This window comes from Nostoc sp. LEGE 12447 (assembly GCF_015206985.1).
Classification (GTDB): domain Bacteria; phylum Cyanobacteriota; class Cyanobacteriia; order Cyanobacteriales; family Nostocaceae; genus Nostoc.
Genome location: NZ_JADEXT010000027.1, coordinates 1 through 18,268, shown reverse-complemented (window position 1 = coordinate 18,268; position 18,268 = coordinate 1). Strand labels below are relative to the sequence as shown.

Annotated in this window: 20 protein-coding genes and 1 pseudogene; 17 read left to right on the top strand and 4 right to left on the bottom strand. The window is 40.9% G+C overall.

Annotated elements, in window-relative coordinates:
• Window positions 1–24 precede the first annotated feature (24 nt).
• The 3 genes from IQ274_RS23705 to IQ274_RS23695 all read right to left on the bottom strand — a co-directional run bounded on the left by IQ274_RS23705 (window position 25) and on the right by IQ274_RS23695 (window position 4,611).
• A complete protein-coding gene (locus tag IQ274_RS23705) occupies window positions 25–381 on the bottom strand; it encodes a 4Fe-4S binding protein (protein ID WP_194143622.1) in 357 nt (118 codons plus the stop codon).
• A 103-nt stretch (window positions 382–484) separates the two neighbouring features.
• The gene (gene nifB, locus IQ274_RS23700) at window positions 485–1,936 is read right to left on the bottom strand and encodes a nitrogenase cofactor biosynthesis protein NifB (RefSeq protein WP_175586476.1); all 1,452 of its coding nucleotides are present in this window, start codon (window positions 1,934–1,936) and stop codon (window positions 485–487) included.
• Window positions 1,937–2,991: 1,055 nt separating this feature from the next.
• Complete coding sequence (locus IQ274_RS23695) at window positions 2,992–4,611, bottom strand: PQQ-dependent sugar dehydrogenase (RefSeq protein WP_228058328.1); 1,620 nt, start codon at window positions 4,609–4,611, stop codon at window positions 2,992–2,994.
• 540 nt (window positions 4,612–5,151) lie between these two features.
• Between IQ274_RS23695 and IQ274_RS23690 the strand changes: the two genes are divergently transcribed.
• The 17 genes from IQ274_RS23690 (at window position 5,152) to IQ274_RS23610 (ending at window position 18,136) form a co-directional block, all read left to right on the top strand.
• On the top strand, window positions 5,152–8,772 hold the full coding sequence (locus IQ274_RS23690; protein WP_194143620.1) for a HEAT repeat domain-containing protein: 3,621 nt from the start codon (window positions 5,152–5,154) through the stop codon (window positions 8,770–8,772).
• 15 nt (window positions 8,773–8,787) lie between these two features.
• Window positions 8,788–9,018 (top strand): hypothetical protein, encoded by a 231-nt coding sequence (locus IQ274_RS23685; protein ID WP_194143619.1) that lies wholly within the window; start codon window positions 8,788–8,790, stop codon window positions 9,016–9,018.
• Window positions 9,011–9,271: a type II toxin-antitoxin system RelE family toxin gene (locus IQ274_RS23680; protein WP_194143618.1), complete on the top strand. Its 261-nt coding sequence runs from the start codon at window positions 9,011–9,013 to the stop codon at window positions 9,269–9,271. The genes IQ274_RS23685 and IQ274_RS23680 overlap by 8 nt, the downstream gene beginning before the upstream one ends.
• A 2-nt stretch (window positions 9,272–9,273) precedes the next feature.
• Entirely contained in the window at window positions 9,274–9,498 is a 225-nt protein-coding gene (locus tag IQ274_RS23675) for a type II toxin-antitoxin system HicB family antitoxin (RefSeq protein ID WP_194143617.1), read from the top strand.
• A 25-nt stretch (window positions 9,499–9,523) separates the two neighbouring features.
• Complete coding sequence (locus IQ274_RS23670) at window positions 9,524–9,778, top strand: hypothetical protein (RefSeq protein ID WP_194143616.1); 255 nt, start codon at window positions 9,524–9,526, stop codon at window positions 9,776–9,778.
• A gap of 9 nt (window positions 9,779–9,787) precedes the next feature.
• Window positions 9,788–10,231: an HNH endonuclease gene (locus IQ274_RS23665; protein WP_194143615.1), complete on the top strand. Its 444-nt coding sequence runs from the start codon at window positions 9,788–9,790 to the stop codon at window positions 10,229–10,231.
• 90 nt (window positions 10,232–10,321) lie between these two features.
• A complete protein-coding gene (locus IQ274_RS23660) occupies window positions 10,322–10,798 on the top strand; it encodes a hypothetical protein (RefSeq protein WP_194143614.1) in 477 nt (158 codons plus the stop codon).
• 285 nt (window positions 10,799–11,083) lie between these two features.
• On the top strand, window positions 11,084–11,320 hold the full coding sequence (locus IQ274_RS23655; protein WP_194143613.1) for a hypothetical protein: 237 nt from the start codon (window positions 11,084–11,086) through the stop codon (window positions 11,318–11,320).
• Window positions 11,321–11,889: 569 nt separating this feature from the next.
• Window positions 11,890–12,630, top strand: coding sequence for a serine O-acetyltransferase (gene cysE / locus IQ274_RS23650; RefSeq protein ID WP_194143612.1), 741 nt, complete (start codon window positions 11,890–11,892; stop codon window positions 12,628–12,630).
• Between the two features lie 86 nt (window positions 12,631–12,716).
• Window positions 12,717–12,947: an Asr1405/Asl0597 family protein gene (locus tag IQ274_RS23645; protein WP_163926979.1), complete on the top strand. Its 231-nt coding sequence runs from the start codon at window positions 12,717–12,719 to the stop codon at window positions 12,945–12,947.
• Window positions 12,948–13,232: 285 nt separating this feature from the next.
• Entirely contained in the window at window positions 13,233–13,430 is a 198-nt protein-coding gene (locus IQ274_RS23640) for a DUF2949 domain-containing protein (protein WP_041565135.1), read from the top strand.
• Window positions 13,431–13,801: 371 nt separating this feature from the next.
• Complete coding sequence (gene nifV, locus IQ274_RS23635) at window positions 13,802–14,935, top strand: homocitrate synthase (RefSeq protein WP_163926981.1); 1,134 nt, start codon at window positions 13,802–13,804, stop codon at window positions 14,933–14,935.
• Window positions 14,922–15,209, top strand: coding sequence for a nitrogen fixation protein NifZ (locus IQ274_RS23630; RefSeq protein WP_012407236.1), 288 nt, complete (start codon window positions 14,922–14,924; stop codon window positions 15,207–15,209). Before nifV ends, IQ274_RS23630 begins: the two co-directional genes overlap by 14 nt.
• Entirely contained in the window at window positions 15,184–15,387 is a 204-nt protein-coding gene (nifT, locus tag IQ274_RS23625) for a putative nitrogen fixation protein NifT (protein WP_114083693.1), read from the top strand. The genes IQ274_RS23630 and nifT overlap by 26 nt, the downstream gene beginning before the upstream one ends.
• Window positions 15,388–15,525: 138 nt before the next feature.
• Window positions 15,526–16,068: a (2Fe-2S) ferredoxin domain-containing protein gene (locus tag IQ274_RS23620; protein ID WP_194143611.1), complete on the top strand. Its 543-nt coding sequence runs from the start codon at window positions 15,526–15,528 to the stop codon at window positions 16,066–16,068.
• A 253-nt stretch (window positions 16,069–16,321) separates the two neighbouring features.
• Window positions 16,322–17,503: a PD-(D/E)XK nuclease family protein gene (locus IQ274_RS23615; protein ID WP_194143610.1), complete on the top strand. Its 1,182-nt coding sequence runs from the start codon at window positions 16,322–16,324 to the stop codon at window positions 17,501–17,503.
• Window positions 17,504–17,554: 51 nt separating this feature from the next.
• Complete coding sequence (locus IQ274_RS23610; protein WP_194143609.1) at window positions 17,555–18,136, top strand: Uma2 family endonuclease; 582 nt, start codon at window positions 17,555–17,557, stop codon at window positions 18,134–18,136.
• A 12-nt stretch (window positions 18,137–18,148) separates the two neighbouring features.
• On the opposite strand, the pseudogene IQ274_RS23605 reads toward IQ274_RS23610, so the two are convergent.
• Window positions 18,149–18,268 (bottom strand): annotated as a pseudogene (locus IQ274_RS23605) (IS630 family transposase); the annotation flags it as partial.

Below are 18,268 nucleotides of genomic sequence, written 5' to 3'. Positions count from 1 at the left end.
CTTCAATTAAGAATTACGAATTATTTAAGCTTCTGCTGCCATTTTTTGGGGTTGGCGCTTTTGCAACTGTTCCGAGTATTTCTGGGAATAGCAGTTAAACCAACGTTCCCAGTAATCTTGTTTATTTGTTAATTTAGCGACTACGCGGTTGTAATTAGCAAACCAGCCTTCCCAGTAATCGCTAGGCTGCTTAATGCAACCGTCGCAGGTGGGACAACCAGCTTTACACTGAGGCACGGTATGAATGCTACCAACGCAGTTTGTACAAAGTTCAGGGTCAATCCAGTGCTGTCCGTCAACCACTTTAACTGCATTTGTGGGACATACCGTTAGACAGAGATTGCAGGAAATACACTGGCTAGTAAGAATTTTGTAAGCCATGATTTATTCTCCTTTTGGGGAATGGGGCATTAGAGTCAGGGGAGAGGTTACAGGTGACAGGTGATAGGTAATAATCTCTCCCCTATCCCCTGTAACCTATTCCCTATTCGTTATTCCCTAATTCCTTAACGTATTGCTCGTAGAACTCTAAAGCAACCTTTTCAATTACGTCGTAAGCTTCAACAGTCTTGATTCCAGCTTCTTGCAATTTTTCTTGAGGACAGTTACCAATCTTGGAGACTAAAACTGCTTTGCAATCTGCGATCGCTTTCATAATATGCTCAAAAGAAGCTTCTTCGCTGTATCCACCTTGGCAGTACTGGTCAATTTTGCGATGACCGATAAAGCGAACTTCGTTTCCACCCACTTCGTAAATTTGGAATTCTTTCGCATGACCGAAGTGTTGGTTAACTAATCCGCCGCCTTTGGTTGCTACTGCAACTAAAACTTTCGGACTATTGGCAACTTTCTTACCAGCTAGCGCTTTATCTTTGGCTACTTTAAGTTCTTCTTTAAACTTCTCAATTCCTTCGTGAACAGTAGCGCGTTGTTCCATGTCATATTCGGGAGCCATTTCCAAGAATTTCTCTTTGGAAAATTCTTGGCTGCGGTCTTCTCCCAACAATCCGACTGCATCGGCGCGGCACTGGCGACAGTGACGCATCATTTTCATGTTACCAGAGCAGTTGTCTTGAACTTCTTTGAGTTCTTTGGGTGTGGGGCCGCGTTGACCGGTTAAACCGAAGTGTGTGCCATGTTCTGGTGCAGAAATCAATGGCATGATGTTGTGCAAGAATGCACCTTTTTCACGGATGACTCGATTCACTTCGACTAAGTGATGGTCATTAATTCCGGGAATCATCACGGAGTTGACTTTGCACAAGATGTCAGCGTCTTTTAGGGCTTGCAATCCTTCCATCTGTCTTTCGTGGAGGATTCTCGCGCCTTCAATGCCTCTATAACGCTTGCGTCTGTAGTGAACCCAAGGATAAATCTTAGCACCGATCTCTGGATCTACCATGTTAATGGTGATCGTTACGTGATCTATATTTAATTGTTTAATGCGATCAATGTAGTCTGGCAGCATTAAACCATTGGTTGATAAGCACAGCTTGATGTCTGGTGCTTGCGCTGCAATCAACTCAAATGTGCGGAAAGTTTTTTCTGGGTTCGCCAATGGGTCGCCAGGGCCGGCAATTCCCACAACTGTCATTTGGGGAATCTTACCACCAATGACTAAAGCTTTGTGTGCGGCTTCTTCTGGTGTTAGCAATTCGCTAACTACTCCAGGACGGCTTTCGTTAGCGCAATCATATTTGCGGTTGCAATAGTTGCATTGGATGTTGCAAGCTGGTGCAACTGCAACGTGCATCCGAGCGTAGTGGTGATGAGCGTCTTCGCTGTAGCAGGGATGTTTAGCAATGCGTTCTTGGAGCTTTTCGTCCCTTTCCACGGTGGTGCTGCTGGTGCTGTCGCAGCCGCAACCACCGGATTTTGCTTGGGTTGGCGATTCCGTAGCGTTAGAGTTGAGGAGTCGTGTAGACGGTGATGTCATTGAATTTCGCAAAAAGGTCGGTGGACTCGGCTGCCACTGTGGGAGATGCTGTTGCTACTCTTTCATGCCCAGAATTGAAGTCGCGTCTTCCACACTGCCTGCAAACCCTTGGGTGAGGGCGACTTGTTTTCAAGTAAAGCAGGCGATAGATATCTGATGTTCGGCTGGTGTGTGTCAACGTTCGGTTCTTGGGTAGAATTTGTGCTTACAGCCGCGACTTCTCTTCACTTCAGGCATGGTGCTATCTCATCCCTCCACTCACTTTTCGCTTTGTTTTGTTTCAGAGCGTTAAGTGATTGGCGATAAAAGATTTATATCAGCCGTCTTGAAGCTAAGCGATATGTCTATCTAGGATAGAATTTATTGGATTTATTACTTTTGTACTCAGATACTAAAAAACCTAATTCTTCAAGCATTACAAGAATTAAAAAAGTTTTTTTCGGGTAGGGGTTCTAGTATTTTTTGGTTGGGGTTCTAGTGTTTATAGATAGGGGTTCAGGATTTCTTTGTACTCAGTCAAAACCCAATCCCAGTAAGGAATTTAATCTACTTGTAACTGGGTTTGGGTTATTTAAATGTGTACTCAGACTGCCCTCAAATTCAGTCAAAAGCAGTAAATGCCAAGGGTTTGAGGGTGAAAAACTGGAGTAGTCTATATCGTTCTACTCCAGAAACGTGCGAAATTCAATTCTGTATCTAACATATCATTTTTTTCAGGGTAAAAATGCAATTCATATTTATTTAATTTTTGCTTTGACAATGATATTCAATTGTGGTTATAAGTCTTATCTGATAAGCGATATGAGGCAATGGAAATAGATATATTGCTGCACATAATTTTCAAAAAACTTAACTTTTAACTCCTTTTTTTTCATTCCCACAATGAGGAGATGGGTAGGAAACTGTCGGATTTTGTGTTTAAGAGAAACAACAAACTATAATCTAACATGATTGAGCGATCGCAATGAATTTTCTGAATTGCTCACTACAAACCTTAACGAAAAACCCCCTTCCCGTTTTGGAAAGGGGCAAAATTTCAAATCCGGCGAGTGGTGCTACTTAACTTCTATAAACGAGATTATATTATCGAAGTCAGCCCCAACGGATTTATAATCACCAGCGCTAAACTCACGGCATCGACCACCAGTTTCATGCTGGCAGACACGTACTACGGTACCTGGTGGTACACTTAACGAGCTAATAGTGTCGTTTCCCACAACCTTTAAGTCACCTTGGTTGGCTTTGTATACTCCTAGAGTTGTAGGAAAAGACTGGGAAACTCCAGCAAAATTAGCATCTCTGTAGACCTTAACCACCTTTGCTGACGGCGTGTAGGAGAGCTTGTAGATGGTGCCGCTATAATCATCCGAAATTAACAAATTACCTTGTTGATCGACTACCATGTCTACGGGTCGCCCCCAGATTTCTTGTGTTCCTGGAACTAGCCAACCGTTGACTAAATCCATCTCCTGCTCTGGAGCCTTTGTGCTATTGTTCCAGGGAAAGTAAGCTATTTTGTAGCCCGTTTTCTTCTGTCGATTCCATGAACCATGCAGCCCCGCCACTGCCCCATTTGAGTACTGGCTGGGAAAGTTGGTATTTTGTAAGAATGTTAGTCCCAAGGGAGCGGAATGGGCTTGGATACCTTTGCTAATCCTGTCCATTGCATTGCAATTAACCTTGCCATTAGCATTGAACTCATAGTCGCGGTCAAAGGGCATATTGTTCATGCCATTTGAAGTATCAGGATTGGGGTTGCAAAATGGCCAACCATAGTTACCGCCATCTCGAACTCGCGTAAACTCCTCTGGTGGGTGGTTGTCCACGTAGGAAGGGATAATCTTACCGTAATTGCCACTGCCATCGTTGAAGGGATAGGCAATGTTATCTCGATTATTAACAACTACCCAAAGGTCATTTGTGTTAGGCAAGAATGCTAATCCTTCGGCATTACGTAAGCCTTGGGCAAACAGCCGTCGATTGCTTCCATCTGCGTTGTACTGGTAAACTGCACCACGGACTGGGTTACTGATAGTATCTTCCTTGCAGGCATTGCAGGTAGAGGCAATGGACACATACAGTTTGTGATTGGCATCAAGGGCGATGTTTTTCAGTTCGTGACCATAAGCGCCTTTGAGTTCACTTGTGCTGCTGTCTGGTAAACCAGTTACAACAATTTGACGATTTTTTGCGGTTAAGTCTCCAGAGTTGTAGATAAAGCGGTTAATTTGATGAGTTTCAGAGATATAAACGTATGTGGTGTTGTTAATCTTATGAAACACAATATCGTGTGGCTTGCGTAGACCCGTCACAAAGTCAGAAATAATTGGGTCTTTGCTGCCATTTGGTCGGACAATTAATACTTTATTCCCACTGGGTTGTGATACTAAAAGATCCCCATTGGGAGCAACTGCCATAAAGCGAGCTTTGTTAATGCGAGTATAAACAGCGATGGAGAAGTTGGGGGGTACTTTCAAGTAACGGTTAATATTGAAGGGTGCATAGTTCATGCTACTAGGCACTTTCAGCTTGGTTTCAACAGAGGCCGCAGGCGGTTGGGCCAACGCTGCGGGGGAAAAAACCTCTAGGGATAAACTAGCAACTGAAGGGATCAAACTAAGTAGCGACGCAGATAATATGCGTTTGAGCATTGGTATTTGGTTTAGGGAAAACATAACCATTCTTAACTTTTCTCTAGCCTGGTAGTGATGTATCTCACACGTAACTCTCGGCTAGCCGATTTTTCCGAGAGATTCAGAACAAAGATACTCAGGGTACTTGTTTTTGAAAATACTTCGTTAAATATCTTTATATAGTGCATATACTATTATCTTTCCTAACTCATCCAAAAATGGGTGAACCAAGAGTTGCAAAGAAAGGCATAGCGATCGCTCTTTCCAACTAAAAAAGTCATCAAAATCAACGGAATTATCACCATTGCAAATACCATAAAGCCTTGTGCAGAGAGTGTTAAAGCGTTATTTTCATATCAATAAACCAAATTGGTGTTTGAAAAACCGTAAGCGTTCAAAACTTGGTTTTTCTCAAAGAATTGATTGAACCTGATAAAATCAGTTTGGTAATTGAGCGCACATATCCCTTGGTATAATTAGCGGCAGATACCTGTGATATTTCTGCAATAACCCTGAAATCTGGAAACATTACTCCAGCTAGTGGATATACTCGTAATCAAAATCTCAACAGAAGCGAGTATTATGCTGGACTGGTTAGCTTATTGGGGTGTAACTCAGGCCGCCGGGTTGATTTTTAAACCCATTCTGGAAGACTTAGCCAAAGATGCTGCTAAAGATTGGGCTAAAGATTTATTAAAAGGCATCCCTGGCAAGATTGTGCAGAAACTTAAGAAGGAAGACATAGAAATTGCTGCGGGGAAAGCGTTAAAAGAATTTTTGCAACTCATGCAGCAGCAGTTAAAGGTTCGTTGCAAACTTGCTGAAACTGAGATTAAAGAGTACACCAAAGACATCAAAAAATTTATCAGCGATAAGTCGGTTACAGAAATTCTTGGTCAGGCTTTTGATATTAATTGTGAATCTCTAGACGCTAAAACCCTAGAAGATAGTTGGAACAGGCTGCAATTAAAACTTCTGCCACCTAAGTTTAACTGGCAATCAATTACAGAACAGTATTTGACACAAGTCCAAGAACTTCTTTTAGATTCAAAAGAATTACACCATATCCTAGAATTACAAAAGTTATCTGATATTGAAATCAATACAAAAGAAATTGCTGGTGTTATTGTAGATTTTAATTTAGTTAAATATCAAGAAGGAATCCGCGAACGCTATGGCAATCTCAAGTTAGATAGCTTAGATACAAGCGGCTATGCCTATAATGAACTGAAATTATGGCGGATTTTTACTGTTCAAAATGTCAGGGAAGCTCATCAAGTTTTACCACAAGTTCACGAACTGCCTAAAGAACATCTTAGACGGCTGCGAGAAAGTGATCAAGTAGAAGCAGAAGTGGAATTAGAAGAATTAGAACGCCACAAACGGGTTTATTTTGAACAGCCGATACGTTCAGTTTTAGATGTTGTCAATAAAAAGCAAGATTATAAATATCTTGTGATTTTGGGCGATCCTGGTTCAGGTAAGTCTACATTGTTGCAATTTCTGGCTTTAAATTGGGCTGAGTCACCACTGGATAATGTTATCTCATTACCAATTCCGTTGCTAATTGAATTACGCACTTATATGCGGCGACGGGAAGATAAAGAGTGCAATAATTTTCTAGAATTTTTTCATCAATGTAGTGGTGCTGTTCATCATCTCAATCAGCTTGAACTAGATAAACAATTAAAAGCTGGTAATGCCTTAGTGATGTTTGATGGTTTGGATGAGGTATTTGACCCTGGTAAGCGAGAGGATGTAATTACTGATATTCATCGCTTTACTAATGACTATCCTGATGTGCAGGTAATTGTCACTTCTCGGATTATTGGCTATAAACCGCAACGATTGCTTAATGCTGAGTTTCGCCACTTTATATTACAAGATTTAGACTCTGAACAAATTCAGGATTTTATCAACCGTTGGCATGAGTTAACTTTTACCGATGCCGTAGATAAAGTGAGAAAACGAGAACGGCTACAAAGAGGAATTGCAGCTTCCAAATCTATTGCAGAATTGGCGGGAAATCCTCTGCTGTTGACGATGATGGCAATTCTTAATCGTAATCAAGAGCTACCAAGAGATAGAGCTACACTTTACGATCAAGCATCGCGGGTGTTGCTGCATCAATGGGATGTGGAACGCGCTTTGACAGAAGATAAGAGGTTAGATCCCAAGACTATTGATTATAAAGATAAGCAAGCGATGCTGCGTCAGGTTGCTTTTCTTATGCAAACTGGTGATAAAGGTTTGGCTGGTAATTTGATTAATGAAAATGATTTAGTCAAAGTTCTGACTGATTATCTCAAAACCATAGAATTTGATAAACCCAGAGAAGCCGCGCGGGTGATGATTAATCAACTGCGGACTCGCAACTTTATGTTATGTTTCCTGGGTGCGGATTATTATGCTTTTGTGCATCGGACATTTTTAGAATATTTCTGTGCTTGGGAGTTTGTCTGGCAGTTTAAAGAAACGCAAACGCTGACTATTGAGCAACTTAAGAATGAAGTTTTTGGCAAACACTGGCAAGATGAAAGTTGGCATGAAGTCTTGCTGCTAATTGCGGGAATGATTGAGCCAAGATTTGTTGGGGAGATTCTTGATTATTTAATGGCGCAAGATGGCGAAGAGGAAAAGTTTGTCAATTTATTTTTAGCGGCTAAGTGTCTTGTAGAGGTGAGAAATCGCTCTGCGATCGCGTCAACGGCTAATAAATTACTTGACAAGCTAAAAGACTTAACTAAATATGACCTCTGGTACTATTACGTCTCCTACGAAGATCAAGAAGAAACTGTGATAGTTGTGGAAATTTGTAAGCAAGCAGTCACAGCAATTACAACGACCTGGCAAGAATTCTCCGACACCAAAATCTGGCTCAAAGAACGTGCCATGCAGGATGATAACTGGGTAGCGCGAGGTGTAGTAGTCGTAGAATTAGCAAAGAATTTCAAAGATGACCCCAACACCAAATCCATTTTCAAACAACTGGCTACCCAAGATGATAACTGGCTAGTGCGAAGTCTAGCAGTCGAAGAGTTAGCGAAGAACTTCAAAGATGACCCCGAAACCAAATCCTGGCTCAAAGAATGCGCTATCCAGGATGATAACTCGGATGTGCGACGTGCAGCAGTCCAAGAATTAGCGAAGAACTTCAAAGATGACCCCGACACTAAATCTTGGCTCAAAGAACGCGCTATCAAGGATGTTCATGAAGATGTGCGACTTGCAGCAGTCCAAGAATTAGCGAAGAACTTCAAAGATGACCCCGACACTAAATCTTGGCTCAAAGAACGCGTTACCAAGGATGTTCACGAAGATGTGCGACTTGCAGCAGTCCAAGAATTAGCGAAGAACTTCAAAGATGACCCCGACACTAAATCTTGGCTCAAAGAACGTACTATCCAAGATGATCACTACGATGTGCGATATGTAGTAGTCCAAGAATTAGCGAAGAACTTCAAAGATGCGCCCGACACTAAATCTTGGCTCAAAGAACGCGCTACCCAAGATGATAATAATTATGTGCGATGTGCAGCAGTTATAGGATTAGCGGAGAACTTCAAAGATGACCCCGACACCAAATCTATCCTCAAAGAACGCGCTACCCAGGATGATGACAACGATGTGCGATATATGGCAGTCCGACAATTAGCGGAAAACTTCAAAGATGACCCCGACACTAAATCTATCCTCAAAGAACGCGCTACCCAGGATGATCACTACGATATGCGACGTGCAGCAGTCCAACAATTAGCGAATCACTTCAAAGATGACCCCGACACCAAATCTATCCTCAAAGAACGCGCTACCCAGGATGATCACTACGATGTGCGACGTGCAGCAGTCCAACAATTAGCGAATCACTTCAAAGATGACCCCGAAACCAAATCCATCCTCAAAGAACGCGCTACCAAGGATGATAACTGGGATGTGCGACGTGCAGCAGTCCAACAATTAGCTAAACACTTTAAATATCAGCTTGAGTTGTTTGACATCTACCATAACTGCGCTGTTAATGACCCCTTTGAGCGAAAGGAAGATTATGAAACTAATCCTCGGCGCATTGCACTAGAGATAATTATCAAGCAATTTCCTCAGCATCCCCAGACTTTACCACTGTTGCGCGATCGCGCACAAAATGACCCAGATGAGCAAGTGCGGGAATTTGCTCAGAAGAAGTTGGCACAATTAGAGAAGTAAAAGAGTTGCAAAAATATGAAAAACACAGAAGTTCGTCAGCAAATCAACCAATATTTAGATGTATTATCTTCAGAACGCTTACAACTGGTTGCTGATTTTTTAGCATATCTAGCAGATAAGGAGAGTGAAGATGCTACCCAAGAGTTACTTGATATCCCTGAATTTATTGAATCATTTGAAGAAGGTAAAAAAGATATTGCTGAAGGTCGGGTAAAAAGCTGGAGAACAATTCGGTCTGATGTATAACGTTGTGTTATCTGCCAAAGCCGAGGAGATTTATGCTACAGCAGACCAAGCTTTAGCCAAAAAGGTTGCTAGATGCTTTGAGCAACTAGAACAAAATCCTCGGTTTCATCCTAATGTTAAACCTCTCAAAGGTGACTTTGCAGGTTATTATCGCTATCGCATTGGTAACTATCGAGTAATTTATCAAGTTGATGATGGAACTAATCAAGTCATGGTAACTACTATTGCTTATCGACGAGAAGCTTATGAATAAATATGAAATATACAATCGTGATTCAATGGTCAGAAGAAGATCAATGTTATGTGGCTTTGCTACCTGAGTTTACGGATATAATGCAGCCTTGCACTCACGGAGAGACTTACGAAGACGCTCTTAAAAATGCTCAGGAAGTTTTAGAAATGCTGATTGAATCATCTTTGGCTGACGGTGAACCTCTACCAGAGCCTAAGACGCTAGGAAAGTCTTTGAAAGTTGCATAAAATTTATGAATTAAAAAGGTAGCTTATGAACACATCTGTAAATACAGCCAAAGTCTACGATGAAATTATAGAGTTTATTGCTGCGGGAACCACTCCCCAAAGTGTTATCGATTTCAAACTATCAGATGCAGCCAAAGACCGTTTAGAGGATCTTGTTTACCGCGCAAAAACTGAAGGTCTTACAGGAAGTGACCAGCGAGAGTTAGATCATTTCCTCACGCTAGAACATATTATGCTACTAGCAAAAGTAAAAGCTCGTCAGTACATCAGCACGGAGTAAGTATTCAAAGTGTCTCGTCCATATATTAATGCAGAATTGCGACGTTTAGTTGCCGATCGCGCCGAGCATATTTGTGAGTATTGTCTCGTTTCTGAAGAAGATAGATCATCGGGTTGTCAAGTTGACCATATAATCAGTGTCAAACACGGCGGCGCAACAACAGCAGATAATCTCTGCTATGCCTGTATCTTCTGTAACCTGCAAAAAGGGACGGATTTGGGGTCAATTAATTGGCAAACTGGCGAACTTGTGCGGTTTTTTAACCCACGCAGAGACTTTTGGGGCGATCATTTTCGACTAGATGAGGCTGTAATTCAGCATCAAACAGATATCGGTGAAGTGACTGCACGCATCCTAGATTTTAACGGCGACGAAAGGATTGTAGAACGACAAGCTTTGATTGCATCTGGTCAGTACCCCTCAGCATCAGCGCTAAAACAGATAAATAAATAGGTTATGATGTGCGATCGCATCCACCAATGGGAATTCTATACTTAGCAACTATTGCTACTTCACCTTTAGAACTCCCAAGGTAAATATATAATGGCTTATCAAAATATTACAGCGTCCCTTTCTCCACAAGATATCCAAGAAATTAAAGCCGCGCTACAGACAGTCCAAAGAAAGATGCCGTTTCTGATTACTCTCAGCAATGAAGAACGGCGTAAGTTGGTAAAAATGGGCGATAAAAGCCTAGCCTTTGTGAACAATAGCATTACTGCTGCTCAGTCTAACCGCGAAATTCTTCCAGCCACTTTTGACGTTGAGGAACTGGTTCAAGATTATCAATTAGCTGCTGCGCTTACCGAACTTTTAATTTCCATGCAGCAACTCACCGAACAGGTAGACGATACCTTAATGGCTGTCGGTAGTGAAGCGATGACTAGCAGTTTGACTGTTTATGATTACGTGAAGACTGCATCGAAAAAGACTCCAGGCTTAAAGACTGTTGCTGAACAGTTGGGCGAACGTTTTAAGGCTATTAGTAAAGGTAAATCTGCTAAAACTCCCGTCTCTTGAGAAATTAATACTCATCGGCAAGTCTCATATCATTTTCAAAAATCTTCGCAACAAATAAATTTGCGGTAGGGGTGTATAAGTGTACGCCCCTATTTTGTTTATCCACCTCTGAACTCAATACGGTTCGCTTAAGATCCCCCCGCCTGCGGCGACCCCCTTAAAAAAGGGGGTAAAAGATGTTTAAAAGCCCCCCTTTTTAAGGGGGGTTGGGGGGATCTTCAGACATATTAAAGCGTTAACCGAACCGTATTGCCTCTGAACTCCGTTAACGAGTATTTGAACCGGATGAATCCACCTTTTATCTCCGTCGCCGAGTATTTGAACTGGATGAATCCACCTTTTATCTCCGTCGTCGAGTATTTGAACTGGATGAATCCACCTTTTATCTCCGTCGCCGAGTATTTGAACTGGATGAATCCACCTTTTATCTCCGTCGTCGAGTATTTGAACTGGATGAATCCACCTTTTATCTCCGTCGTCGAGTATTTGAACCGGATGAATCCACCTCTACAGGTTTCTTGAGTAGGGGCGCTATGAGAACATTTACTTATTCTGCTTTTCTAAGATTTTGCAATCGCTATTCCCACACATCTATATAATAAGAAAACAGTCACAATGAGCGATAACTATATTTTGAAACGTATATCTGCATACAGACAGCAAATCCTAAAAGAAAATAAAGAAACCTGTCTTTCGCTCAACTAAATAATAGGATACTAATAGTAGTAGCATATACAGAAAATCAATTTGTAGGCTTATCTAACTGATGTTTGAGTGCATCTGAGTACAACTTAATATATTGCAAAATATCTTGACGAAATCTTAGCAAAGGCTTACGGGTAAAGTTTCTTGTAGCGTGAACAGAAATTCTTAACCCCCGCCCCAAAAATACTAGTACCCCCATCGTTAAATACTAGCGCCCCTAACCCCAGACAAATTTTAACTTTATGTTAAGTCGGGGTTTCGGCGTTTGAGTACAACCTTAATCAATCCAATAAATCCAATCAGCATTGGGTTTCCTATCGAGTTAGATGTTACCTGATATAAGCATAAAAATAGCAGATGACTCATTTACCAGATAGACATTACCGATGCAACAGTCTTTAGACAGTATTAGCGATCCCCCCAGTACCAAAACGCAGGATTCTGCACATACATCCATGCTGAAAAATTTACTCTCTGGCGGTTTTTTTGAGCCATTATTGAGTGATTTTCGCATTATTTTTGAGCGCGATCCCGCAGCACGTAATTGGCTAGAGGTGGTGTTTTGCTATCCCGGATTGCACGCACTCTGTTTGCATCGTCTTGCTCACTGGTTACATGGTCGAGGAGTGGGTTTTATCCCCCGTTTCATTTCCCACTTGGGGCGATTTTTGACAGGGATTGAAATTCACCCAGGTGCAGAGATTGGACAGGGCGTGTTTATCGACCACGGAATGGGTGTTGTCATTGGTGAAACTGCGATCGTGGGCGACTACACACTGATTTACCAGGGCGTTACCCTTGGCGGAACTGGTAAAGAAACTGGTAAGCGTCATCCCACAGTGGGCAAAAATGCAGTGATCGGTGCGGGTGCAAAAGTTTTGGGTAATCTGCAAATTGGCGATCGCGTCCGTATTGGCGCAGGTTCCATTGTCTTACGGAATATCCCCAATGATTGCACAGTTGTAGGAATTCCCGGCCGAATTATTTCCCGAAATGAAAACGTCAGCCTTTCTCCTTTAGAACATGGAAAGCTACCCGATATGGAAGCAACCGTGATTCGTTCTTTGCTCTCGCGCGTTGAGCAACTCGAAAAACAACTGCAAACTCTAGGAGTCAAGAGTCATTAGTCATTGGTCATTGGTCATTTGCAAATGACATAGACGCGCCAGCGGCTTCCCGCAGGGTAGGACAACTGACAAAGGACGAAGGACAAATGACAAATCACGTTTTGCAGATTCCTCGGAGCGATCGCTGGCGAATCTATCACCGATTGCAAGAGTTAAAAATAAATAGCTCTTGTCCCCCCGATGGTTCTTTACGAGTGCAAGTGAACAATTTGCTAGAAGCGATTCTAATTCGCAGTACAGTTATGCAATTTCTCGCTTCTCGCCAGGAATTATTAGAGTGGCTAGAGCGTTGCTGGCATTACAGCGATGAATCATGAATCTTCTAATTAATCTTGAATTCATGACGCAATCACTGAACTTTATCCTTTTTGTTCATGACTGCACAAAGCTCAAATAGCTTTAGAGTTTGAAGCTACTGTATGCTTGCAGAATTTATTGCAGACTGAGATGGATTAGATGGAGTTTAGATTTTGTTTCTTATGCTAAATCTGAAATTCCCCTGACATATAGCAACAATTAAAAATGCGAAATTTCCATATAAAAATTGGAATTTCTGATTTTTAAGTTTTTCCCAAATTAAGAAATTGAAAGTTCAATCAATTATGGCGACTCGGAACAGAGATATAAAACTCCTCAATTATTTGCACAACGAACTTGAACTTTCAAATGCCGATATTGCTGTAGCTCTGCGACACCGTGAATTAGAAAATGGGCCACTACCGATGCTCCTCTGGCAGTATGGTTTAGTTGATTTGGAGCAGCTAGGAAAGATTTTTGATTGGCTAGCAGAACACAGTTAGCTAATTTGTACCTTGTAGCTTTGAGTCCCCTTACCTGCTGAAAGTACACACCAATGCTCTAAAAAATCTGAGGTTACTAAGATGATTACATCCTTAATTGCTGGATTCTGTGTTTTACTTTGTTCAGGGTTTGCTAATAGTTATATTAGTTCATTGCTACTCGAAGAGATTTCAACTGACATCGGTAAAAACGATTTGTAATTTATACATTGTTTTAGTTCCCTGTCATACAGATGTGATGCTGCTAATAGGTCAATAATTAAGGATCATGTATCCTACATTATGAATTGTGATATTTTTAGCATTTGCCATCGCTGGGGATTGTAGAGAGAAAGGATATTAAGAATACTTCCAAGAGAGGGATATTTGCAATGAATCAAATCATAATTAATGACACTACACTACGTGATGGTGAACAAGCGGCAGGTGTTGCTTTTACCCTAGAAGAAAAGGTTGCGATCGCTAAATTTCTCGATGCCATTGGTATTCCCGAATTAGAGGTCGGTATACCAGCAATGGGTGATGAAGAAACACGGGCGATCGCCGCAATTTCTGATTTAGGTTTACAAGCAAAACTCCTCGGCTGGAACCGCGCCGTCATCTCAGATATTAAGGCTTCTATTGCTTGCGGTATGAACCGGGTGCATATCGCCATTCCCGTCTCTGGTATCCAAATCGCCGCTAAATTCCACGGTCAATGGCGAGTAAGTTTGCAAAAACTCAAAGACTGTATCAGCTTCGCCGTCGATCAAGGTCTTTGGGTAGCAGTCGGCGGAGAAGATTCTTCCAGGGCTGATGAAAACTTCCTTTTAGATGTAGCGCTTTATGCTCAAGAATGGGGTGCATCCCGGTTCCGCTTCTGCGACACCGTAGGAGTTCTCGACCCTTTCACCACCTACACCAAGGTTAAACGGCTAGTTTCAGCTTTGATGATTCCCTTAGAAATCCACACCCACAATGATTTTGGTCTGGCAACAGCCAACGCCCTTGCGGGTATCAAAGCCGGAGCCTTATCAGTTAATACCACAGTCAACGGATTAGGTGAAAGAGCGGGAAATGCAGCTTTAGAAGAAGTTGTGATGGCAATTAAACGCATCTATGGCGTTGATTTAGGCATCGACACTCCCAGTTTGCTGGAACTGTCTCAACTAGTTGCAGCCGCATCAGGAGCTAGCGTACCACCTTGGAAAGCGATCGTTGGCGAAAATACCTTTGCTCACGAATCTGGCATCCATGCTCACGGGGTATTGCAAAACCCCATTACCTACGAACCATTTGCTCCCGAAGAGGTGGGTTGGGAACGGCGTTTAGTATTAGGTAAACATTCTGGACGGCATTTGGTTTCAAACTTGCTAGAACAGCATGGAATTTTCTTGAACCCCCAAGAAACCCAATCTGTTTTAGATGCAGTGCGCCATCAATCGGTACAGAAAAAACGCAGCCTGACGACAGAAGAACTATTGAATTTGGTCAGAGAACAGAGGTACTCTCATGCAACGCGATGAATTAGAGCTAAACTTGCCACCCGCCTTTGAAATTGGTGAAAAAGTCAGAGTTCGGAAACTGCTCAAAAACGATGGTACCTTTCCTGGTAAAGAAGTTGGGCAAGTTTTAGTGAACAAAGGAGATATCGGCTACATAGCCAGTATAGGAACATATTTGCAGACTTCCTATATATATGCTGTGCATTTCTTGGAAACAGGATTCGTCGTCGGCTGTAAGAAAAAAGAACTAGAATCTGTTGAGGAATCTCATGAAAGTAATGCTACGCATGAATGATGCCGGTACTTTAGTAGTTTACGTTGCTAAAAAAGACCTTGAAGAAGAAGTCGTCAAACAAACCGATGGAAATGATGGCAAGATTCTTACCCTAGCAAACGGTTGGGAATTAGAATTTCGTGATTTGCCAGACACAGCAAATTTACCTCAAACAGTAGAAGCTAAACGCCTCGCATAAAGAGGCTGGGGACTGGGGACTGGGGACTAGGAAATAAATATTTAGCAATACTTTCCCAATCCCTAATCCCTAATCCCCAATTCCAAATCCCCAATCCCCAATCCCCAATCCCCAATCCCCAATAACTTTTTATCAATCATGGGTGACAAGTATTTGACGTTATCAGAATTGAACCTTGAAGGACAGTTATTAGGTTTTGTTGGTGGTGAACCAGGAAAATATAAATATATGCAATTGGCAGTTCCATCTGGAAATGTGGAAATTAAACTGCCTAAAGAGTTGCGCCGATTACTAAGTTCATCTTTAATTCCTGGCCAACAAATTCGCGTTTGTGGTCATAGTAAGATAGACTCACGCACAAGTAAAATTAAAATTAAAGCCTATCGGGTGACACCAATTGATGGATGTCCAAAGCAAGATTTACCACCTCAAACTAAAGCGAGGATTATGGTATGTCAAAAGGGTGGTTGCCTGAAACGTGGTGGTAAAGGGTTATTATCAGAATTAGAAAAAACTTTGTGCGATCGCGGTTTGTTAGACAAAGTTACCATTGAACATACAAGTTGCCAAAAATGCTGTGGCAGCGCTCCCAACTGTGTTTTACACCTTGGTAAAAAGAAATACAAGAATATTCATCCTGAAGCGATCGCAACTTTGCTAGAAAGTCACTTAACAGAGTAATAATCTTCTCTAGCTTTTCTTAAAATAATACATAACTTTGTAGAGGTAAAAATTTTACCTCTATTTGTTGTAAGTATCGTCTGTATAGCACCCTTGGCAAACTGCGATCGGCTAAGTTATAACTGCTGCAAAGCTAGTAATATCGAATACAAACATAACTTATAAAACTTTTATGTAGCCTTATTTAAGCAGGGCTACAAACTTAGTTACTGTGTATAACTTTTTTGTAATTACCTGAAGTACTTAAAAATAAATGTCTTTGTTTACAAATTTACTCAATCTGCATTCAGGAAACAAACCGCGTGAAGATTTTTTTACTGAGGTTGTCGCTTATTTTTTGTCCCTGAATAATGATATTTTGCTTGGTTGGCTAAAACATCACTCAATCATTACTGATGATATTTATTCCAGTATCAAGATTTCAACCCAACAAGAACATCAAGCACTAGTGAACCATACTGAGGATAGCAGACTTGATATTGTGGTTGAACTGTCAACTGGTTTAACTACAGATGTAATATTTATTGAATCAAAAATTGGCGCGAAGGATGGAAATAATGCTTTAAAAAAATATGCTGATATTTTGAGTAATTTACCAAATGTCAGACATCGAATTTTAATTTACATCACCCGTGATTATGACCCAAAAGATGAACTCAAACAATATGATTATGATCCCAAACCAGCAATCAAAGAGTATTGTCTTGAGTTATCACCAAATATCAATTTCTTCCAACTGAGGTGGTATCAGTTTTATAGCTTCTTGAAAGAACGCGCGTCTGATATCTTAGCCCAAGAAATCTTAATTTTTATGAGGAATAACAGAATGTCTCACACTAATCAATTTTCATCAGTTGACTTATTGACAATGGTGAATTTTAACAAAACTCTCAATCTCATGGAATCAACCCTTGGTGAAGAAGTACAGCACGAATTCAAGCTAGCTTTTGGAGGTTTGATCAAGCCAATAGCAAGTACAAGTATGACTCAATGGAGATGGTACAGTAGATATATTATCTATACTAAATTTTCAGGCGATAATCTTTGGTGTGGTCTTGGATACTTTAATTTAAATCCAGATACTTTAACAGAATATCCATATTTAGGTATATTTTTGGAGGTTTCTGCTAGTTTTGGAGAACGCTCAAAAATTATTGAATCTATGCAGAAAGTAATTAACGATAAACCGAATATATGGACTCCTGCTAATTTGACAATTTTGCCAGCATGTTCAGCTATTTTTTATCAAAAAAGCCTACAAGATTTTTTATCTGAAAAAGACCAGCTATCTGCTATTAAATTATTTTTCCAAGAGTCAATAAAGGAATTAAAAATTGTTCAAGAACAATATTTTGATTTTCCTTGGAAAGGTGTAAGTATAGAAGCTGATAAAGAAGACCTAGACACCTCATCATCCTCTGCCACACAACTTTAATCAACTACAGCTATATTAAGATAAAAATAACTCTGCATTCTCGTAGTTGTTATGAGCCTTACCACTGCTAAACGCTTTACTATAGCTGAATATCACCGTCTAGCTGAACTCGGCTTCTTTGAGGAGAATGACCGAGTTGAGCTAATTAAGGGTGAAATAATCCAGATGGCAGCAAAAGGTACACCGCACTCTGTTTGCAGCACCCGCTTATATCGGGAGTTGTTCAAGCTGGTTGTAGAAGAAGCGATTCTTCGAGGACAAGAACCAATTATTATACCTAATGATAGTGAACCAGAACCTGATCTAGTCATTGTGCGAAATCGTCCTGATGACTATTTAGAAGCTCATCCTAGCCCATCTGATGTATTGCTAGTAATTGAAATTTCTAATTCCACTTTGAAATATGACCAAGATGTAAAATTATCTGTTTATGCAGAAGCTGGTATTCCCGACTATTGGATATTTAATTTACTAGATAACTATCTAGAATCTTACAGTGAACCTTATAAAGATTTGCAAGGTAAATTTGGTTATCGTCGTAAGTTAATTTTTCTGCCTAATGAGTCAGTTAATTTGCCATATTTTTCTGATTTAGTTCTGGATTTATCTAAGGTGTTTCCAGTTAATATATAAAAGGCTATAGGATTAGTATTTGATTTTTGAAAAAGCTCCGTACATCTGAAGAGACGGAAAATCAAAAGTAGTATTTTGAATGAACCACTCAAACATCCACTTTAGATGAGAGAATTTTGGAATTAAAGCACA